Source organism: Paenibacillus sp. FSL K6-4396 (genome assembly GCF_038002525.1).
Lineage (GTDB): Bacteria > Bacillota > Bacilli > Paenibacillales > Paenibacillaceae > Paenibacillus > Paenibacillus amylolyticus_B.
In genome coordinates this window covers 6,953,090-6,972,842 of sequence record NZ_JBBOCR010000001.1, presented here as the reverse complement: position 1 = coordinate 6,972,842, position 19,753 = coordinate 6,953,090, and the positions used below count along the sequence as shown (strand labels likewise).

Here is a 19,753-nt window from a genome sequence, read left to right as displayed (position 1 = left end):
GTTTACCAAACTATTTATGACCTTTACGAACCTTGAGCTGCATCTTTTTGATCGTTATATTCTGCATAAGCTCCAGCACGAGTGGGCCTTTGCCATTCAGGATCTCCACATCCGTTACATTGTCCTGAATGGTAATGATCCCGATGTCGTCAGCCGTAACGCCTTCAAGCTTGGCGATGGTACCTACAAAGTCAACAGCACGAAGTTTCTTCTTCTTGCCTCCGTTGAAGTTCAACTTCATGATCTGCTGATTCAACTGTTCACGCTTGTCCTTTTTGCGTTCAGGAACGATCTTCAATCGTTTCTCAAAATCTTCTCTGCGGCGATCTACAGCTTCCTCGGAAGGAGCTTTCACAATAGGGATTTCGAAACCGATATAGGATTCAATCTCCGCAAGACGTCTGCCATCTTTCGGTGTAATCAACGTAATGGCTTTACCTGTTTTGCCTGCGCGACCCGTACGGCCGGTGCGGTGAACATATCCCTCTTTTTCCAAAGGAATATCGTAGTTGATGACATGAGTAATATTGGTGATATCAATACCACGTGCGGCTACATCCGTTGCGATCAAATAACGGAATTGTCCCCGTCTGAAGGCGTTCATGACTTCGATCCGCTCATCCTGCTCCATGCCACCATGGATACGGTCTGCTGGATAGTCAAGGTCAGCCATGACCCGGAACAGTTTATCTACATTCTCCTGCGTACGGCAGAACACGATGCAGCTATCCGGATTTTCCACAATGAACAAGTCCTGAAGCAGCGCGGTTTTGTTCACTTCTGGCACATGAATTACAGCGTGTTCAATAGTGGCTGTTGTCAGTCCACTTGCTTTGATCTCGATTTCCACCGGCTTGTTCATGTATTTGCGTGATAGCTTGGCTACATCTTCAGGGAACGTAGCGGAGAACAACATCGTTACTCGCTCCTGCGGCAACTTCTGAATAATCGCTTGTACCGTCTCGATGAAGCCCATATTTAACATCTCATCGGCCTCGTCAATGACAAGGTAAGCAATCCGTTCGAGTGGCAGCGTGCCGCGTTCGATATGATCCAGTACCCGACCTGGCGTACCTACAGCGACATGTGTTCTTTGTTTTAACTCGGCTTTTTGGATATGAAAAGGGGACTGTCCGTATAGTGCGGTTGCTTTAATACGCTTAAAGCGGCCGATATTTGTAATATCTTCGTTAACCTGCAAAGCCAGTTCCCGGGTTGGTGTAAGAATCAAAGCCTGTGGCTTATTTTCATTCCAATCCACCAGCTCGCAAAGCGGAATGCCGTAGGCGGCTGTTTTACCGCTACCTGTCTGTGATTTGACCACAAGATCCTGGTTCTCTAGTGCTACCGGAATAACTTTCGTTTGAACCTCGGTTGGTGTCTCGTAGCCCAGACTGTCTAGTGCTTTTACGATCTCTTCACCTAGTCCATAATCTTTAAATTGTTGCTCGCTCATCGTTTACCTCTTTTGCGTTAGTTTTTGTACAATTATTGCACCGTACATTTATCGTATACCTCTTCATTATACTCTATATGCAGGCAGGCTAACGGAGTAAATGCATCAAGTGGTTAAAATGTTTTTATCAACTCCGATATGAGGAGGAACCGCCTGTTGCTGTGCGTAGGTGTATCATAACGTTCCACGTGAAACGAAATGTATCGGTGAATATTGCTGTGTGTTAATGAATGACCATTTTTACAGCCTGGGTTTGGGGAGGGTAAGATTGAGCGATTATTCCACCAATCCATACTTCTGCACTTCGACCAACGAGTGTCTCATCCAAAGAGACGGTGACAGTCTGTCCTTCGATGATGAGTTCGGCGTTCTTGCTGAGCGAAATCCAAATCGGTCCTGATTCAACACCTCCATCTTCTTTATTCTCTATGAGTACCTGACCTCTTTCTTCCTCAAAATCCGTAATCATTCCTCGCACATGTGGCTTCTCTTTCACTTGTTCTACGGACTTCTCTGTGCATCCAAGAGTTAACAAGAGCATGATGACTGGTAATAAGGATAACTTTCGTACAATGGACATTGGGGTGCTCACCTCTCATTCTTTTTAATTACATCTACAAACTATGGACGTTACCTGAGACGCCCAAGTTCCTGTATATCAATAAAAAGAACCAAAAAAATTCCATTCAGTCTGGAACTGGGATTTGGAATATGTTAGCATATGGGTAACTTATTGAACGGAGGGATACGTGTGCTAAATTTTTCCCGATTGAGATAATATGGCGAGATGTTTGTTTATGCTTGCTGTTTTCTGCCTGTGTGCAGCTCATCGGGATTGGTTTGCCATGTTACACGTATGCCGCTAGTCGTGAAAGAATCATTCTGTGAGGTGGTTCTTTGATGTACTACTATTTTTTGTGAGCATTCAGGTATGCCAACTTCCGAGATGAATTGCACAGGCGAACATGTCTGTGTTTTTTAGTTTATCCAGGAAAAGGGGAGTACCTGATATGACAAAAGCGAACATGAATGAGCATTTGGCAATTCGAAAGGAATTATTATCTTTAGCAAATCAGAATGGACTCCTTATCGTTGAGGAATCCTTGGAGATCAACGAGTCGGGTATGGACTTTCGTGTAGCATTCGCCACGGATGAAGAAGGCCGAAGATGGGTTCTGCGCCAGCCGCGACGCAAAGATGTCTGGGAGCGAGCCGAGAATGAGAGAAAGGTGCTGAATGTGGTCCGAGGAAATATACATGCACAGGTACCAGATTGGCGGATCTGCACGCCAGGGTTGATCGCTTATCCTTTACTTGAGGGTGATCCGATCGCAGTTGTGGATCCCGCAGGGGGAGGGTATGTATGGAGATTCCCTCAGGAGAGCTTATCGGATACATTCCTGGATTCACTGGCTACGACTCTCGCCACGCTGCATAACATCGATCCCGACAAGGCGAAGAAAGGTGGAGTGCGGACCAAGACACCTATGGAAGCTCGCAAAGAATTTGCAGCCAATATAGAAGAGGTTAAGCAGAATTTTACGGTGCCAACCGAGTTGGTTGAACGCTGGACGGTATGGCTTTCTATAAGTAGCTATTGGCCTCAGCACTCGGCGTTCATCCATGGTGATCTGCATCCACCACATATAATTGTCGATGATGCCCAGCGAGTAACTGGACTTATTGATTGGACGGAAGCTGAGATTGCAGATCCGGGTAAGGACTTCGTCATTTACTATGCACTCTTTCAGGAGGAAGGACTGCGTGAACTGTTGAGACGTTATGAGAAGGCAGGGGGAAGAACATGGCCCCGGATGATGGAGCATATTCGAGAGCAGTGGGCAGCCTATCCTGCAATTGTTGCCAAGTTTGCACTGATTACAGGAAAGGAGTCGGACATGGAGATGGCGAGAGGCATGCTTGCGAACTGGGATGTAAAGAGAGGTTGAGTATTGAAGGTATATATAGCAACCATACCAGGTGAGGGGTGGATGTATGGCACGAATCCGACTAATATGCTGGCTAACAGGTATTGCATTGCTGGTTAGTCTAACGGGATGTACAACTCTGTTTGTCAATTCAGATGATCGTGCGGAGAACGTGCTCTCCCAAAAGCGAATGAATGAACTCCGCAAGGAATATCCGCTATCCACTGGCGTTCCCGCGACGATTAACATGAGAGAAGTGAGCTTCAGAGAGATCATGACATATGGGGATGGGGTCGTTGTGGCAGAGGTTATGAATGTTTTGCCGAGTTTTCGTGTGGAGTTGACTACTGAGCCGGGCACGCCTGAGCGAAAGATGGCTGATAAGGATCGGGCTACTGGAACGACACCCTATCAACCTGAATTCATCTCCTATGGGGTGAGGGTACATGAAGTGGTAACAGGAGATGATGTGCCCGAGGACACTTTTTTATTTTACAACGCTGACTTTGCAGGTGTGGAGCCTGAACTTAAACCAGGTATGAAGATTATCGCTGTAGTCAAAAAGGGGACGACTGGAGAACAGCTGGGAGGATATTCGTTCACCCGCTACGGCACGTACTATATTGTTGATGGTGACTACGTACTTGCCACCTATGAGGGTGAATCGGAGGAATCACGTTACTTTACGGAACAAACGAATGGTATACAACTGGACGCTTTTATGGATAAAATCAAGAACCTGCCACAACGCTAAATGACTTTTTTCCATAGAGCAGTTATAGCAATTATTATAAATGTTCTTTAACATAAAAAAGGGCGATCCCTTCCATGATATCCATGGGAGGGATCGCCCTTTTTCTTTTTCGTTAAGCGTGGTACGTCACGATTGTACCTATTTCAAAATACTCACATATTTCCCGTATACAAATGCTACACGTCCATCCAGCTTCACTTTTACCCAGCCATACTTGTCTGTACTGATCACCTCAAGCACAGTGCCCTTTGGTACTGCAGCAACAACTTTGGCCTTGGATGAAGCGCCAGCGCGTACGTTCAGGTAAGCTGCAGTGACCTTGGCTTGTTGGCCTTTGGTGACAGTTCCTGGTTTACCAGTGCTTGGTGTTGATGGTTTACCAGGTTTCGATGTGCCTGGAGTTGGTGTTGGTTTAGGTACTGTTGGCGTTGTTGGCTTCTCAGGTGTAGGAGTAGTTGCTCCCTCACCACTACCTACTGCTTTGCGAGTTTTGTTCAGCTGTTGATAGAACGCTCCCTTGGTTTTCACGCCTGCGAATTGTACCGCACTCACATCTGCTTTGGCAGATAACGTATCAATCTCTTCCTGAGTCACCGTATCCAAAATGTTAATGGAGGCAATGTTGGTGTACTTGCCATCTTCCGTTGTTGGGACAGACATGATGCCGTCGTTAATTAACTCCACTACATCTGCACGTTCCGGTGCAGTCAGGTCTACGCCGGTGATTTTCCAGTTATGTTGAATCTTCGGTTCGTAGACACCTTTCATAACATCTTTCAGATAGGCGATGGACAGGTTGCGAATTGTGCCTTGAATCTCACCAAATGCCGAGGCATCCTTGGAGGACCAGAGCTGCTTGAACTTGCGACCTTCCATGGCGCCACCTTTGGCAATCAGCGCTTCCATCCGGTAGGCATTCATACCGAGCTTCAGCGTATCGTCTTCTTTGACCACTGACCCATCGCTGTACTTGAGATTTTTAATCCGACTACCGTATGGCTTGGTCAGGTCAATCTCATACGTTACGCCGCCGAAGAAATCATCGGTGCTGTATTTGGAAGCGCGTCGTTTCGGATCAAAGCTGACGGTCACATCACCAGGGCGTGTGGAGTTGAAGTATCCCGCAGACCACTCCATATAATCCATCAGATCGCGTCCGGTTACTTCATATACGGTCACTTCACCAAAGGTGTATTGGTAGTTGAACGCAATATCCTTTTTCTTGATCGGGCCTACATCCAGCTTGGCCTTGTCGTTATCAATCTGGTGCGCGACCACATCGGCATCACTGTAATGCAACATCACTTCTGTGAAGAAATCAGACAAAGGTGTTTCCTGGATCTGCACCGCAGGGATACCCTTAATCTCATCAGCAGGGACCAGGTTCGTTCCTTTCAGTTCAGCCACTTCAATGTTGGCATCGGCACGAGCGAACTCGTGGAATGGGTGCAAAGTCTCTTCCAGCGCAGGATCGGAGACTTCATATGTTCCGTCTGCTGCTTTCACAGCGAGAGCTTGAGCTTCCTTGCTTTTCAGCACAACTTTGTCGCCATCTTTTTCAAATGTAAGGTCAATTCGAGAGATATGCGAGCCATATTTATTCGGTTCGGAGATCAATACGCCGTTAACCGTTTGGGATTCAATCAAAGTATGCATGTGTCCGGCAAAAATGGCAGCCAGCTCCGGGTTGGCATTGGCGATATCCGTCACTCCGGTTCCCGGATTACCGTTCTCGTTGTCCAATCCCATATGCATGAGTCCAACCATGACATCGACTTTGCCTTTTAGCTCAGCAATGGCCTTCTTGGTCTCTTCCACAGGATCTTTGACGATGATGCCGTCCAGGTGATCCGTACCTTTCTCAAACTCGGTAATCATAGGTGTGTTCATTCCAATAACACCGACTTTGATGCCGTCTTTCTCAATAATCGTATAGGCAGGCATGTAGCGGTCGCCGTTTTCTTTGAAAATGTTACCCACGAGAGGCTGTCCATTGAATTGGGAAGAGATCTTCTCCAGTACGTCCAGTCCGAAGTTAAACTCATGGTTACCCATAACCCATGCGTCATATTTCATTTCGTTCATTGCAACCATCATGGGAGATTGGGGTTGATCATTGAACAACTCAGCCGAGTTATCCTGAATCATGTCTCCTGCATCCAGTAGGATCGTATTGGGATTCTCCGCACGCACTTTTTTTACAATGGTGTAGAGCTGTGTCATGCTTCCGGTTGGGTTTGGACCATCCAAAGCATAGTCCCACGGCATGAATCGACCATGTATATCCGATGTACCCAGCAACGTGATCTTGGTCTCCTTGTCTGCCTCAGCAGCCTGAACCGGAGTGGAAGCAAAAGGGGCGAACAAAATGGAGGCACATAAGAGGAAAGATAAAGGCCATCCGGCGAAGCGTTTCGTTGAAATTTTGCGCATGTTGTAATCTCCCTTGTTATCTAGTGTGTGTAAAGATATGTATCATTTCATACTAGATAAACATCTAGTGAATGTAAACTCCAATGTAAGAGTTATGTTGGATTTAAGAGATTGAATCGATAATTAGCCTCAGAAAAACCACTAAATTCTATTTTTTTACAATAAAATACTATAATTTGACAGGTGTTAAAAACCAAAATTATCCAGTAAAATGGTTTTTGTAAGCGCTTTACAAAAAATGAATACTAAGGAGGAAAATCATTGATTAAGTCTAAGTGGTTTAAAACAGTCGGCTCACTGGCATTGGTAGGGATTCTCGCTGCTTCTGTTGCGGTTGGTAGTGTGAGTGCTGGTTTGGCGAAAGGTAGCAAATTTCTGGGCAATATTATTGCCAACCAGGTTCCTTCGAATTTTAGCCCATATTGGAATCAGGTAACTCCGGAGAACTCAACCAAGTGGGATGCTATTGAAGGCACACGCAACGTAATGAATTGGGGCCAGGCGGATATGGCCTACAACTATGCTAACAACAACGGATTTCCGTTCAAATTCCATACGCTCGTATGGGGAAATCAACAGCCAAATTGGATTAACAGTCTCTCAGCCGCAGATCAGAAGGCTGAAGTGACACAATGGATTAAAGCTGCAGGACAGCGGTATTCGAAGTCTGCCTTCGTTGATGTGGTGAATGAACCTCTGCATGCGAAACCATCCTATCGCAATGCCATTGGTGGAGATGGGGCAACGGGTTGGGATTGGGTTATCTGGTCATTCCAACAGGCGAGACAAGCCTTCCCTAACTCCAAACTGTTAATTAATGAATATGGTATTATCGGTGATCCTGCTAAAGCGGACCAATATATCCAGATTATCAACCTTTTGAAAAACAGAGGTCTAGTTGATGGTATTGGAATCCAGGCGCATTACTTCAATATGGACAACGTTTCTGTGAGCACGATGAACACGGTATTGAACAAGCTTGCAGCAACAGGGTTGCCAATCTATGTATCCGAGCTGGATATGACAGGTGACGATAATACACAATTGCAACGTTATCAGCAGAAATTCCCTGTGCTGTGGAAACACTCTGCTGTTAAAGGTGTGACGCTGTGGGGTTACAACCAGAATCAAACCTGGCAGGCTGGCTCCCACTTGGTCAATAGCAACGGTACAGAACGTCCGGCTATGCAATGGCTGAGAAATTACCTGGCAAACAATCCTTAAGTTTACGTATTGATGTGGCTGAGCATCTCGTAGAAATTCGATAATGATATCACATCAAAAAGCGCCTGTCCCACATGATGAGTATGGGGACATGGCGCTTTTTGATGTGCGAATATTTTGTCTCCCTGTTTGATCAACCACTGGTGCGAGGAGTCAAGAATCCGAATGATGGTCGTTCTGAACTTTAAGCAACCGAGCGTGAGGAGAAGCATTTGATTTTAATCCATATCAATACAAAAGCGATCAGTGCAAAGATCATTCCGCTCCAGACCAGTTGATGTACTCCCAGGTTTGCGATGAACCAGCCGCCGATAGCAGTACCCAGGGTAATACCGAGGTTGGAAAAGGATACATACAAGCTGTTGCCGAATTCAGGCGCATCTTGCGCTTCAGCGGTTAACCAGGTTTGGCTTACAATTAATCCTCCTGAATGCACGGATGCCCAGAGGATGACTACAATAACCATCCACATGAAGTGGGGACCGGCCCAATAGACGAGTGCGTAAGCTGCTACATACAGCAGGGGGAACATGAGGACAGTTCGGACCACGCTCTTACGCAGAAACTGTCCAAACCCCAAATTTCCGATGATCATGACGACACCAAAGACAGTCAGCATGACACTGATCCATGATCCGCTCATTTGGGTGACCTGTCCAAGATACTCGGCGAAATAGCTGTATACGGAGAACATGGCGGCGAATATAAAAATGACTGCGACAACATTCAGCCATAATCCAGGTTTGCGCAGAATACCGAGTTGCTTGCCATAGGACATCTTTTCCTTCACGGGCATCGAGGGTAACCAGATCCATATGCCGATCAAAGCGACCACACTGACCATCGCTCCAAACAGGAAGGCGATTTCGAGGGATAGGCGTTCAGCAAGATACGATGTCAGTGGCACGCCAAAGGCAAAGCCCGCGGTAACTCCGGTGAATACTTTGGCGACGGCCTGACTGCTTTTCTCTGCCGGAACGAGTTGGGCACTGGTGACCAGGGCTACGGAAAAGAAGACGGGATGGAATAACGCGGGAATGATACGGAAGATAAGCATGGTATCAAATGTTGTGGCGTAGGCATAGACGACGTTCGAAATGGCAAACATCAGCACAGCGGCTAAAAGGATGATTTTGCGATTAATTCCAGACGCCAGCAAGGTGAGAAAAGGACCCGCGATGGCTACGACCAGCGCAAATATACTGACCAGCCAACCTGCCTGTGCAGCCGTAATGTTGAATTTGTGCGCAACCTGAGGCAGCACCCCCACAATCCCCATTTCTGTTGTAATGATCCCGAATACACCCAGTGCCAGAATCAGGATAAGCAGCGGGTTGACCTGTTGTGATTTCATGTAAAGCGTACCTCCAGTGAATTTAGATATACAGAAAAATAGATGTATTATGTCGAAATGAACCTGCCTTGCCTCCTATAACTCCTATAATGTGATGGACATGAGAGTAAGCTCTGGATTACATTATATCTAGATTTATAGATTTGTAAATATAAAAGCTTGAACGTCATATCTTTAAGTTGCCTTCGGCTTGTGTTTCACAGGAGTAATAATGGTGAAAATAAGCCTGGTCTGGCCCATAAAAAATAGCGCCGGCCCGGGGAATCTTTGGGGCCTGACGCTATTGATGTCCGCGTTTTTAACGAGGTATTGGATTAGTTACTTCGGTTGAATAACCATGCTGTTGAACGAATCGGCTTCCAACTTCATGTGTAGGGTCTGTCCTTCTTCAAGGGTTAGATACAGGTCACGACGGTCCTGGAATGGGTTGTTGATGACAATGACGAGACTGTTATCCGGGTTGCGGAAAGCGACGGATTTCCCGCTCCAGGCGCCTGACAGACCGACTTTTCGAGCACCAGGAACAATATGATGAGCGAAGTGTTTCATCACATAATACTCCGGGTTCCGAGTAACCTCCTTATTGTCCGGATCTACGGTGATCATGGAGTTTTGCTCCCAGCCCCATGTGCTGCGGCCTTTGGGTTCCAGAACCATGTTCCAGTAGATGTACGCGTTCACGCCGTTGCTGAAGTAATGCTGGTAGAGGTTATATACATATTTGGCGTAATTCCATGAGTTGTTGCCATCACCGCATTCGTTCTCGGTCTGCATATAACGCAGCTCCGGATAACTTGCCGAGGTACGTTGAATGGCATTTTTGCCTGCCCACTGATATCCAACACCCTTGATATAGGAATAGGCCTTCGGATCACTTAGGACAAGCCCTGCGTACTCATCGAAGTCATTTGTTTTTTTCTTAATCAATTCCTCCCATGGATCAGGGGCGTTGATCGTTCCGAGCCAGATTTCCGTATCCAGACCGTGTTTGTCAAAAGCCGGGCCCAGATAATCGGCGATGAACTCACGAAGCTGCTCGCCTGTCCACATGCAAGAAGGAAATTTCTGATCTGCAATCACTTCGTTCTGCACATGCACCTGATGGATGGTAATGCCTGCGTCACGGTAAGCCTGTACAAATTTCACAAAATACAGGGCGTAGGCCTCCAGAATATCTTTCTCCCAGCGCAGTGTCCCATAGTTATAGGCTTTGGGCGACTTCATCCACGTTGGCGGGCTCCATGGCGAGGCGAAGAATTGCAGGTTCGGGTTATAACTCAGAGCTTCCTTGATGTAAGGAATCAGATATTTGAAATCACGTTTGATCGAAAAATGTTCCATGGCCACGTCGCCGTCCACTTCGTTGTGGCTGTACCATTGCTCTGCATAATCACTTGCGCCGATCGGCAGGCGACAGATGTTAAACTTGTGCTCGCCCTCTGGATGGAAGAGAGAGTGAAATACCTCATGGCGCTGCTCCTCATTCAAGTGGGACAGAGCCATATAACCAAGCTCGTTAAAACAGCCACCAAACCCTTCCACAAGTTGGTACTGTTCACCCGTCAGTTTTAAGTTAGCGCTTTCATTAGTAGGCACAAAAGATAACTTTTTCCATGGGCTATCTTGGGTTGTTGAATAACCAGTGAACGTGAATGTCATATGAATTTCCTCCTCGCTTGAACTCCAGCTGTCATAGATATTACGTTCAGTATAACAACTCTTGCGGCAAAAGAAGATATGCTAAACCGTGTGAAATTTACCCTAATCGAAGATGGAGTATCACGAGTTCGTATCCGAATAGACAGATTATATGCTGTATTTGTTTGTGATCGGCGATATCCATATACCATTATCCAATGTCATAATACAACTGTCATGACACAACAAAATCCCCGCTGATCGTTCAGACGGGGACTTTGCTTGTTTCTCATATTCTCTTATGGCTGGAAATGAACGTGAGACACTATTTAAGGCTGCACACTCTCACCAAGCTGTTTATTTTCAAAAATCAGAATCGTTTTGCTGCTTCCGATGTAACCAACCGTCGTATTGAATTGCTCCGAGATGAAGCGTACCGGTACAAAAGCTTTACCATTTTTCATCAGAAGAGGAGCATCATTGATCGCAAGCGTATCATCCACAACAACTTGTTTGTTGCCCACGCTCCAGCGGATGGTCTTATCATTCTGTGTGATCACAGCTTCGCGCGTACCGCTGTTCCAGTTCACACGGGCATTTAACTGCTCGGAGACAAAACGCAGAGGCACATAGGTCCGGCCCTCATCGATAAAAGGTGCAGCATCCAGTGCATAAGCACGGTCCCCGACATAGGCGGTGGTTGACCCTTCAATCAGACGCTGGAAGCTGCCTTGCGGCGTTCGTTTCTGCTCCCGCACATTCATCCGGTTCAGAAGCTGCATCGTATGACTGCCACTCACAACATCCAGATAATTGTTCTGCACCGTGAGTCCGGCAGGCTCAACCTCTGATACAGAAGTCTGAATACCGGAGGATAACGAGGTAGACGCCGATATATCCTGTATAGCATTTGTCGCTGACTGATCACGGGTAAACGTAAAACCTGCGATTGGTGTCAGATCCCACACCCGGTTGTTGGATAATTTTAATACGTCCAGGCTGGAAAGCTGCCGTAAAGGTTCCAGATCATAGATCTGATTGGACTCTGCATTCAGCTCCGTCAGCCCAGTCAGCCCCTCAAGCCCCTTGAGATGCTGTACTTGGTTACCAGAGATATCAAGTGTCCGAAGGCGTGTCATGTGCTCCAGTGGTGTCAGATCCGTGATTTGGTTGCCTGCCACATTCAGATTCCGCAGTGTATTTGGCAATTCAGCCAGTACGTCCAGCGTTTGAATCTGGTTATTCGATACATTGAGTTGTTGGAGCCGAGTTTTACCCATGAGCGGTGTCAGATTGCTAATGGTATTGTTCGAGATCTCGAGCCACTTCAGTGCATCCGCATCCGAGAGGGCCGCAAGACTGGCAATCTGGTTACCGCTGGCGTGGAACGTATGTAATCGGTTGAACTCACGTACAACCTCTATGGAAGAAATGGAATTGTTGCTGATATACAGCCGTCCCAAGTCTTTCAATTCAGTAAGTGCGTCTATGGATGTAATGTAATTATTGCGAACATCGATTTCCCGAAGCTGGGTTAGGTGCTCCAGCGGTGTGAGATCCTCAATCTCATTTCCATATAATCGGAGGTGAGTCAGATTGGTTGCATATTCGAGACCGGAGAGGCTGTGAATACCTGCATTGCTCAGATCCACCACCTCAAGCTGCTCCAGATCCGTTGAAGTTAATGGCACATCCAGAGGTTTGTTCAGGATTAACTTCAGTCCTTCCTCCAAAGCTGGATCTTCAATGATTCCCTCGCCCAAGTCTGTAGTGGTGTAAGCCATGGCTTGCCCCGATGCCCCGAGACTCAGGATGAATACTAGAAATAGTAGCGTCATTCTTCTCATTGCATGCATTCCCTCCAATTTTTTAGAATTATAAAATAATCCGAACAGATTGAGTTAGATAAGTATAGTAGTTACACGATAACAGCGACCGAAAGGTTATTCTGCCCACGGAGTGTTCAGTGTGAATTGAAGAGTTTAACATATGTAGGTTCGGCTCAAAGCACATCTATAGTTATTAACCCGTCAACAGGGAAAAGGAACAAGAAATTTCGTAATGGGTATTTGTCTACTTCTATTCTATATGAAACAAACCCTGCTCTGCACTCTTCAGAGACATGTTTATCAAAAAAAATGGAACATCCCCCGCAGACCCTATTCAACCCACCCTTGAAACGGGTAAAGATAAAGTAAAGATGCCATTTTGGAGGGGAAGATGTGAGTATGCGCCAAGCCATGATCATTAGTAATCCATCGTCAGGTAAGGAAGAGGCCGAGCAGTATGTGTCCCAAGTCAGAGAAGTTCTGGAGTCACAGCAGTATGAGGTGGTTGTTAATGAGACGGCTGGGGAAGGTGATGCGACCAACTACTGTCTGAGTGCCTGCAAAGACGGCTGTGATCTGGTCATCTCCATCGGAGGCGACGGTACACTACATGAGACGATTAACGGCATGATGGATCAGGATCACCGTCCCCGACTGGGCGTGGTACCGCTAGGTACGGTGAATGATTTTGCACGTGCGCTGAATATCTCGCTTGACCCGGAAGAAGCCATTAGGCAGTTACGTTCGAATCAGACCCATATCGTGGATTTGGGGAAAATCAATGATCGCCTGTTTGCCAACGTTGTGGCTGCGGGTTCTTTGGCAGAAGCTTTGTTCTCCGTATCCTCGGAAGAGAAGTCGAAGTTGGGATCATTCGCATATCTCAAAGAAGGCTTGAAAGACCTGGTGAATACACCAGCCAATCATCTAACCATCGAATATGACGGACAGTTCTGGGAGGGGGAATCGCCACTTTTTCTGGCGGCGCTGACCAACTCGGTCGGAGGATTCGAGAAGTTGTCCCCGGATGCAGAGGTGGACGATGGTTTGATACATTGTTTTGTTGTTCGTAATATCAGTGTGTTCAACAGTCTGACCCTTGGCACTTCCCTTTTCTTTGGTAGTCTGAAAGACCATAAGGACGTGGACTATTTTACAGCCAAAGAAGTTCATGTTCGCTCAGACGAAGCCATTCGCACCAATGTAGATGGGGAAGAAGGTCCTGCCCTGCCGATTCATATCGGTGTCCTGCCAAGGCACATTGAGGTTATCATACCGGAAGAAGTATAACTTATTCTTTTGGATATATAGGCTGGAATGAAGAACCTATCATTTCTCCATATGAATGTAGGATAAAGCTATTGAAACCGATTGCAGATATATGTCAAAATCAAAGGTAAGATACACGATAATATTCGAATATGGAGGGAAAACATCTTGAGAACGATTAAATTGGGCAGCAGTGCACTAGAAGTACCTGTAGTCGCGGTGGGTTGCATGCGTATTAATTCACTAGACGGTAAGGAAGCCGAACATTTTGTTCGTTCTGCAATGGAGGTTGGCGCGAATTTCTTTGACCATGCCGACATTTATGGTACAGGAACATGTGAGGAAATCTTCGCCGAAGCGGTACAGATGAATCCCCAAGTTCGTGAAAATATGATTCTTCAATCCAAATGCGGTATCCGCAAAGGCATGTTTGATTTCTCCAAAGAGCACATCCTGAATTCAGTCGATGGCATCCTGCAACGTCTGAAAACGGAATATCTTGATGTTCTGCTTCTGCATCGTCCTGATGCATTGGTTGAGCCGGAGGAAGTGGCTGAAGCCTTTGATCAACTGGAGCGCGAAGGTAAAGTGCGTCACTTCGGGGTATCCAACCAGAATCCGAACCAGATCGAATTGTTGAAAAAATACGTGAAACAGCCACTGGTAGCCAACCAGTTGCAGATGAGTATTACCAATACCACGATGATTGACAGTGGAATCAACGTGAACATGGAGAACGAAGCTGCGGTTAACCGTGACGGCAGTATCCTTGATTATTGTCGTCTGCATGATATCACCATTCAGCCGTGGTCCCCGTTCCAGTACGGATTCTTCGAAGGTGTATTTCTGGGTAGCGACAAGTTCCCGGAATTGAATGCAAAGATTGACGAGATTGCTGCGAAATATGACGTGAGCAATACAACGATTGCAATCGCATGGTTGCTTCGTCACCCTGCGCAGATGCAACCTGTGACAGGCACGATGAATATTGAACGTCTGCAAGACTGTGTAAAAGCAGGAGATGTTCATCTCACTCGTCCAGAGTGGTATGAAATTTACCGTGCAGCAGGCAATATACTGCCTTAAATCCAAGTTATAGTGAGCATGCTGACTGCTGAGTCAGTTGAGGACACGAGCCCGTGAATGGCTCGTGTTTTTTGCCTATTTTCAGGTTTGATGTCAGGCACGTTTCCGATATAAAATAAGGATAGGATTGTCCGTTTTATAAAAGGATTAAAATGGTTTTAATACAAATTAGTTGAAATTATTATATTGACCGATACTTTCTAATTACATATAATTACTTTTGCATACCGATAATCCCGTTTATGTTTTTTATTTTGGAGGGTGGTGTTCGTTTGGAGTCGACAACCACGATACGCGATCACTTGGAAAGTTATCTGAAGCGTGAACAGATGTCCATTAGTCATTTTTCGGAAACGTCAGGGATTAATTCGGGTACGCTCAGCAATATTTTGAATAAAAATCGGCCTATTGCCATGCAGCAGTTGGATCGCATCACTTCTGCCATGAGACTGGAAGAAGGTTACTTCTATGAGTTATACATAGACGAGTGTTTTGTACACGCGACCCCGGACTGGCGAAGACTGGGACCCTTCCTTCATCGCTGTGCCGAGTTGGACAAGTTGGACTGTATTGAAGAGGTTATTCGTCTGATGATGGATAATCTATCCTATATTCCTTTGTTATTTGATGTGGCTGAAGAATTCTACCAAGCGGGTAAATTCAAACCAGCCATTCTTCTATATGAAAACATTGCTGAAAGCGAGAAAATGCAACATTCCGAGCGGCTTGCACTCTGTCAGTACCGACTGTTCAGGTTGGGACTGAGCAATGATCAGCACCGGAATCTGATTATTGCATCTCGGTTCGAATATTATGTGGATCGGCTGGATGAACGCTTCCAGTTGGATGCGCTTAACGAACTGATTAATGCTTTTGGAGCATTGCATAGATGGGACAAGGTTCAGGAGTTATCTGAAAAATTGAAAATAAAAGCGTCCATCCACTATGAGATGAATGGCCGACGGAAACAAGAAGAGACAAAAAGACCAATTGTTTTCTATATTCTATACTCCGATCTAGCTGCAGGAAGTGCCTGTTATCAATTGAAGGACTACACTGGGGCACTTAAATATGTTTCTTTATATTCGGATAATCGCTGGGTGAGGAACCCGGATAAAGATGAAATCGTTGTTATGAATCAGTTTCAGGAATGGGCTGAAGCGAATCGATATATATATCATTTAATGGGTGGTCATTTTGAGGTGTTACCTGATTATCTGGCGTATATCTCGACGAAGGAAAATGAAATATTCCCAGCGCTGTGTGATATTGTAACAGCGGCTAATCGTTATGATAAGGATATTGATCATGTTCTCAAACAGTATGAATCGTACTTCACTTATCAGGAACAGAGTAACCGAATTGGCAAAGTGAGCAGTCAGGTTACGGATGATCGATATTTAAGACTTTTAGCAGATTTGGGTGCATATTATCTAAAGAAAGACGAGTATCATTTAGGGATAGAATTTGTGCTGGATAGTTTAAAATTTTCTATTGAAATTAGCAGTGGACGAGGTATGCTTAGAGGTGTCGGACTGTTCGAGCAATATCGGGAATTTGCATCTGAGACGGCGAAACAGCAATACAAAATGATAATTAGTGAGGTGCAGAAACTCAATGAAGAGAAAGTTGGCTTTGCTGATAGCTACCTGTAGTATCGTTGTATCCATCGTAGCCCCTGCTACGGAACCTGTCCCAGGCAAGGAAATCCCGAACCCCGAAATTATGAGACCCGCTGATCATGGATTTGGAACTTAATAAAAGTAAAGAACGCTTCTGAATAAATCAGAAGCGTTCTTTTTTTGTGTATCAAAGTGGAAGAATAAGTATGTCGTATCTCACATGCGCTTATGATTGGCATAATACACTAAAATATGACAAAAAGGAGGGATACTATGGATCGCCTGGATTTGATATCACGGATCGAAGATGCCAGACAGTTGTTATATCGCATGCATATGGAATACGGTAGTCTGCTTCATCCGGAAGTGATCCAGCAATCCGTAGTCCTGGACAGGCTTATTAATCAATACAATAGAGTCAAGGTAGGAAAGGCGATGAATTAAGTTCGCCTATTTACATTTGCGTCTTTGTATACTATAGTTAGTCACATGAGTAACTAACCGACTAACTCACTAATGAATACGTATGAAAGTTGGAGGCACATGAAATCGACTTTGGATGAATCTCAGCCTATTTTTCATCAGATTGCTACGATGATTATGGACGATATTGTGGAAGGCAGATTGAAGGTGGAAGAACAGGTTCCCTCAACCAATGAACTGTCGCGCTTCTACAATATCAATCCGGCTACAGCCCGCAAAGGACTGCAGGAACTCGTGGACAAGGGGATTATATACAAACAGCGAGGTGTTGGAATGTTTGTTGCAAAGGGAGCAAGAGAAGCATTGCTCGTTGAACGGAAGCAAGATTTTTATGAAGAATACATCAAGCCTTTACTTGAAGAAGCCAGACGGATTCACATGAATGAAGACATGATTATTGATCTGATTCGCGGCAAGAAGGATAAGGAGAGTGAGTTATGATTCATATGGAGCAGGTCAACTACAGCTACCAGAAGACGCCCGTTCTGAACCAGGTTACGCTACATGAGAGTGAGCCAATCATTGGTGCAATCTGGGGAAGAAATGGAGCGGGCAAAACAACCATGATGAGTTTACTGGCAGGGCATAACCGCCCGGACAGTGGAACCGTTCAGATCATGGGTCAAGACCCCTATAATAATCTGGCTGCCCAAGAGCATCTGTGCTACATCCAGGAGAATCATCCCCTGGGAAAAAACTGGACGGTTAGTGACATGGTCCAAATGGGGCAATATTTTCATCCGCAGTGGAATCAGGATTTGGCGGAACGTTTAATCAATGTGTTCGAACTACCGGAGAAGAAGAAAATCATTAAATTTTCGAAAGGCATGAAGACTGCCACCCAGATTATATTAGGTCTTGCCAGTAATGCAAAGATAACCATTCTGGATGAACCCACCAATGGGCTCGATGCTGAGAAGCGTAAGTTCTTCTACAATGCGCTACTGGAAAGTTATGAAGATAACCCGCGTCTGATTCTGATATCCAGCCATCATATTGAGGAGATTCAGCCTTTATGTGAGTCCATTATCGTTTTGCAAGCTGGAGAGGTGTTGTTAAATCAACCGATGGAAGAGATGCGCGAAAAAGGAGTTCTTCTAACAGGGGCAATTAACGATATCAACCGAGTCACAGCAGGTGTTAAAGTTATAGAGTCTTCCCAGATGGGATCGACTGTGAAAGTGATGATTGATGAGCCCTACTCGAAAATGTGGAAGGATATCGCTCATTCGCAGGGGCTTTCCATTGAGAAAGCGACATTACAAGATTATTTGGTTAACAGGACCCGTAATCAAGAGGGGGTTAAACCATGAACGCAGTAAAAGGTACGAACCGACTGATTCGCGATGATATGCGTTTGTATCTGAGCATATTTTCATCCATCGCTCTGATGCTCGCCGTTGTATATCTGGCCATTGGCTTCATATTTGATGTCTCGTATGCTACGCAACTGTTTGGTCCAATGTACGGAGGGATATGTACATTTGCAATCGGGGGAATTATTACACTGTTTCCGGTTGCGATCGGTATGGGCAGTACACGAATTCAATTCATGAAATCTTTCTATATGAACTCGGTATGGATGGTTGCAGGCACCATGGTCATTCTGCATGTGGCGTATTTCCTCATACACCTGCTTCAGGAAAAAGGAATTGTTGGCGTAACCCTTTATCAACCGGGCATGTTGTATTCAAGTGAATATCATTTCTTATCCTATCTGTGGATCGATCTGATGTGCGGCTTTCTCGTACTGGGAATCTCATTCTTCCCAACGGTTTGTTGGATGCGCTTGGGGATGCGTAACTTCTTCATTATGTTCTTTGGGGTTGGCTTGGTCTTTACGCTGATCATTACATTGGGCGATCTTGGTGAGTTTATGTTGTGGATTGCTAGGATCAATCGCATGACATTGTTCACCGTTCTGGGATGCATTGGCGGTGCGCTACTTCTGTCTACGTACCCGATGATGAAGAATGCACCGCTTACCATGAAATCCAAAAAAGACTGACAGGAAACAGTTATAAAGGAACTGGGTAAGGAATCTAAGCGAAACTTCCTGTAATACAAAAAACACGAGTGCGAACACGCCTCGTGTTTTTTCTGCAATCCAAAATGAATCTGTATGCGCTAAGCCTGAGCCTGCGGTTTGAATCCTTCGTCTTTGAGGTACTCGCCAGCTTCGCTACGCGTTTCAAATGCCATATCCAGATTATCACCGGAATACACATACCACATGTCATCTTCGTATTTTAAAGTCAGTGTATGTCCATCTTCATCGATCCACGTTCCGCCACTCGTAGAGGTTGTAGACAATGCAGGAGCAGCAGCTTTTACTTGTTCTGGTTCTTTAAATTCAACTGCGTTGGGATTGTGAGACATCGCTTGGATCGTTTCATCTAACAATGTGCGCAGATCTGTTTCGGAGTAATCACGAATATTGACGAATCCTTTAGCATCGGTCTCATAGTTAGTTAGTAGTCCTGCATAGATATAACCGTTACCGTTAGGATGAATATGGAGAGCAACAATCTTTTTATCATACGCACTATCCTCGTAGTGGAAATTAACACGACCGAGAGAAACATCTTTGCGTTGTAGTTGGGGATACGATTGTAGCACTTCAAGCTTTTGTTCCACGTTAAGCATAATTGCCTCCTGTAAATGTTCAATAGAGGTG

The 19,753-nt window shown here is 45.5% G+C and carries 17 protein-coding genes; 10 read left to right on the top strand and 7 right to left on the bottom strand.

Annotated features, from left to right (window positions below):
- Window positions 1-10: 10 nt before the first annotated feature.
- Both MHB85_RS30460 and MHB85_RS30455 read right to left on the bottom strand, forming a co-directional pair.
- On the bottom strand, window positions 11-1,456 hold the full coding sequence (locus tag MHB85_RS30460) for a DEAD/DEAH box helicase (protein WP_105600524.1): 1,446 nt from the start codon (window positions 1,454-1,456) through the stop codon (window positions 11-13).
- Between the two features lie 223 nt (window positions 1,457-1,679).
- Window positions 1,680-2,036, bottom strand: coding sequence for a hypothetical protein (locus MHB85_RS30455; protein ID WP_105600523.1), 357 nt, complete (start codon window positions 2,034-2,036; stop codon window positions 1,680-1,682).
- Window positions 2,037-2,466: 430 nt separating this feature from the next.
- Between MHB85_RS30455 and MHB85_RS30450 the strand changes: the two genes are divergently transcribed.
- Complete coding sequence (locus MHB85_RS30450; RefSeq protein ID WP_105600521.1) at window positions 2,467-3,405, top strand: macrolide 2'-phosphotransferase; 939 nt, start codon at window positions 2,467-2,469, stop codon at window positions 3,403-3,405.
- Between the two features lie 46 nt (window positions 3,406-3,451).
- A complete protein-coding gene (locus tag MHB85_RS30445; RefSeq protein ID WP_091012358.1) occupies window positions 3,452-4,138 on the top strand; it encodes a hypothetical protein in 687 nt (228 codons plus the stop codon).
- Between the two features lie 138 nt (window positions 4,139-4,276).
- On the opposite strand, the gene MHB85_RS30440 is transcribed toward MHB85_RS30445, so the two are convergent.
- Window positions 4,277-6,406 (bottom strand): 5'-nucleotidase C-terminal domain-containing protein, encoded by a 2,130-nt coding sequence (locus tag MHB85_RS30440; protein WP_374954419.1) that lies wholly within the window; start codon window positions 6,404-6,406, stop codon window positions 4,277-4,279.
- A 426-nt stretch (window positions 6,407-6,832) separates the two neighbouring features.
- Here MHB85_RS30440 and MHB85_RS30435 point away from each other — a divergent pair, with 426 nt between their 5' ends.
- Window positions 6,833-7,795, top strand: coding sequence for an endo-1,4-beta-xylanase (locus tag MHB85_RS30435; protein WP_091012361.1), 963 nt, complete (start codon window positions 6,833-6,835; stop codon window positions 7,793-7,795).
- A 184-nt stretch (window positions 7,796-7,979) separates the two neighbouring features.
- Here MHB85_RS30435 and MHB85_RS30430 read toward each other — a convergent pair whose 3' ends face one another.
- The 3 genes from MHB85_RS30430 to MHB85_RS30420 all read right to left on the bottom strand — a co-directional run bounded on the left by MHB85_RS30430 (window position 7,980) and on the right by MHB85_RS30420 (window position 12,634).
- Window positions 7,980-9,149: an MFS transporter gene (locus MHB85_RS30430; RefSeq protein WP_105600518.1), complete on the bottom strand. Its 1,170-nt coding sequence runs from the start codon at window positions 9,147-9,149 to the stop codon at window positions 7,980-7,982.
- A gap of 318 nt (window positions 9,150-9,467) precedes the next feature.
- Window positions 9,468-10,808, bottom strand: coding sequence for a glycoside hydrolase family 30 protein (locus MHB85_RS30425; protein ID WP_105600517.1), 1,341 nt, complete (start codon window positions 10,806-10,808; stop codon window positions 9,468-9,470).
- Window positions 10,809-11,116: 308 nt separating this feature from the next.
- A complete protein-coding gene (locus MHB85_RS30420) occupies window positions 11,117-12,634 on the bottom strand; it encodes a leucine-rich repeat domain-containing protein (RefSeq protein WP_181155517.1) in 1,518 nt (505 codons plus the stop codon).
- Between the two features lie 381 nt (window positions 12,635-13,015).
- Here MHB85_RS30420 and MHB85_RS30415 point away from each other — a divergent pair, with 381 nt between their 5' ends.
- The 7 genes from MHB85_RS30415 (at window position 13,016) to MHB85_RS30385 (ending at window position 19,084) form a co-directional block, all read left to right on the top strand.
- Window positions 13,016-13,906 carry a diacylglycerol/lipid kinase family protein gene (locus MHB85_RS30415; protein ID WP_105600514.1) on the top strand — a complete coding sequence of 297 codons (891 nt, stop codon included), beginning with the start codon at window positions 13,016-13,018 and terminating at the stop codon, window positions 13,904-13,906.
- A 147-nt stretch (window positions 13,907-14,053) separates the two neighbouring features.
- Window positions 14,054-14,971 carry an aldo/keto reductase gene (locus tag MHB85_RS30410; RefSeq protein WP_105600512.1) on the top strand — a complete coding sequence of 306 codons (918 nt, stop codon included), beginning with the start codon at window positions 14,054-14,056 and terminating at the stop codon, window positions 14,969-14,971.
- A gap of 272 nt (window positions 14,972-15,243) precedes the next feature.
- Entirely contained in the window at window positions 15,244-16,626 is a 1,383-nt protein-coding gene (locus tag MHB85_RS30405; protein WP_105600510.1) for a transcriptional regulator, read from the top strand.
- A gap of 240 nt (window positions 16,627-16,866) precedes the next feature.
- Window positions 16,867-17,037 carry an aspartyl-phosphate phosphatase Spo0E family protein gene (locus MHB85_RS30400; protein WP_091012370.1) on the top strand — a complete coding sequence of 57 codons (171 nt, stop codon included), beginning with the start codon at window positions 16,867-16,869 and terminating at the stop codon, window positions 17,035-17,037.
- A gap of 99 nt (window positions 17,038-17,136) precedes the next feature.
- A complete protein-coding gene (locus MHB85_RS30395; protein ID WP_036611682.1) occupies window positions 17,137-17,517 on the top strand; it encodes a GntR family transcriptional regulator in 381 nt (126 codons plus the stop codon).
- Window positions 17,514-18,389, top strand: coding sequence for an ATP-binding cassette domain-containing protein (locus tag MHB85_RS30390; protein WP_105600508.1), 876 nt, complete (start codon window positions 17,514-17,516; stop codon window positions 18,387-18,389). The genes MHB85_RS30395 and MHB85_RS30390 overlap by 4 nt, the downstream gene beginning before the upstream one ends.
- Window positions 18,386-19,084 (top strand): hypothetical protein, encoded by a 699-nt coding sequence (locus tag MHB85_RS30385; RefSeq protein WP_105600507.1) that lies wholly within the window; start codon window positions 18,386-18,388, stop codon window positions 19,082-19,084. The genes MHB85_RS30390 and MHB85_RS30385 overlap by 4 nt, the downstream gene beginning before the upstream one ends.
- A gap of 119 nt (window positions 19,085-19,203) precedes the next feature.
- On the opposite strand, the gene MHB85_RS30380 is transcribed toward MHB85_RS30385, so the two are convergent.
- On the bottom strand, window positions 19,204-19,722 hold the full coding sequence (locus MHB85_RS30380) for a hypothetical protein (protein WP_091012376.1): 519 nt from the start codon (window positions 19,720-19,722) through the stop codon (window positions 19,204-19,206).
- Window positions 19,723-19,753: the final 31 nt, after the last annotated feature.

Excerpts from the sequence above, each read along its gene's own strand:
- MHB85_RS30425 (WP_105600517.1), bottom strand. The coding sequence starts at position 10,808 with ATGACATTCACGTTCACTGGTTATTCAACAACCCAAGATAGCCCATGG.
- MHB85_RS30455 (WP_105600523.1), bottom strand. The coding sequence starts at position 2,036 with ATGTCCATTGTACGAAAGTTATCCTTATTACCAGTCATCATGCTCTTG.
- MHB85_RS30380 (WP_091012376.1), bottom strand. The coding sequence starts at position 19,722 with ATGCTTAACGTGGAACAAAAGCTTGAAGTGCTACAATCGTATCCCCAA.
- MHB85_RS30415 (WP_105600514.1), top strand. The coding sequence starts at position 13,016 with ATGCGCCAAGCCATGATCATTAGTAATCCATCGTCAGGTAAGGAAGAG.
- MHB85_RS30445 (WP_091012358.1), top strand. The coding sequence starts at position 3,452 with ATGGCACGAATCCGACTAATATGCTGGCTAACAGGTATTGCATTGCTG.
- MHB85_RS30430 (WP_105600518.1), bottom strand. The coding sequence starts at position 9,149 with ATGAAATCACAACAGGTCAACCCGCTGCTTATCCTGATTCTGGCACTG.
- MHB85_RS30395 (WP_036611682.1), top strand. The coding sequence starts at position 17,137 with ATGAAATCGACTTTGGATGAATCTCAGCCTATTTTTCATCAGATTGCT.
- MHB85_RS30440 (WP_374954419.1), bottom strand. The coding sequence starts at position 6,406 with ATGCCGTGGGACTATGCTTTGGATGGTCCAAACCCAACCGGAAGCATG.
- MHB85_RS30450 (WP_105600521.1), top strand. The coding sequence starts at position 2,467 with ATGACAAAAGCGAACATGAATGAGCATTTGGCAATTCGAAAGGAATTA.
- MHB85_RS30385 (WP_105600507.1), top strand. The coding sequence starts at position 18,386 with ATGAACGCAGTAAAAGGTACGAACCGACTGATTCGCGATGATATGCGT.
- MHB85_RS30390 (WP_105600508.1), top strand. The coding sequence starts at position 17,514 with ATGATTCATATGGAGCAGGTCAACTACAGCTACCAGAAGACGCCCGTT.
- MHB85_RS30420 (WP_181155517.1), bottom strand. The coding sequence starts at position 12,634 with ATGAGAAGAATGACGCTACTATTTCTAGTATTCATCCTGAGTCTCGGG.
- MHB85_RS30460 (WP_105600524.1), bottom strand. The coding sequence starts at position 1,456 with ATGAGCGAGCAACAATTTAAAGATTATGGACTAGGTGAAGAGATCGTA.
- MHB85_RS30400 (WP_091012370.1), top strand. The coding sequence starts at position 16,867 with ATGGATCGCCTGGATTTGATATCACGGATCGAAGATGCCAGACAGTTG.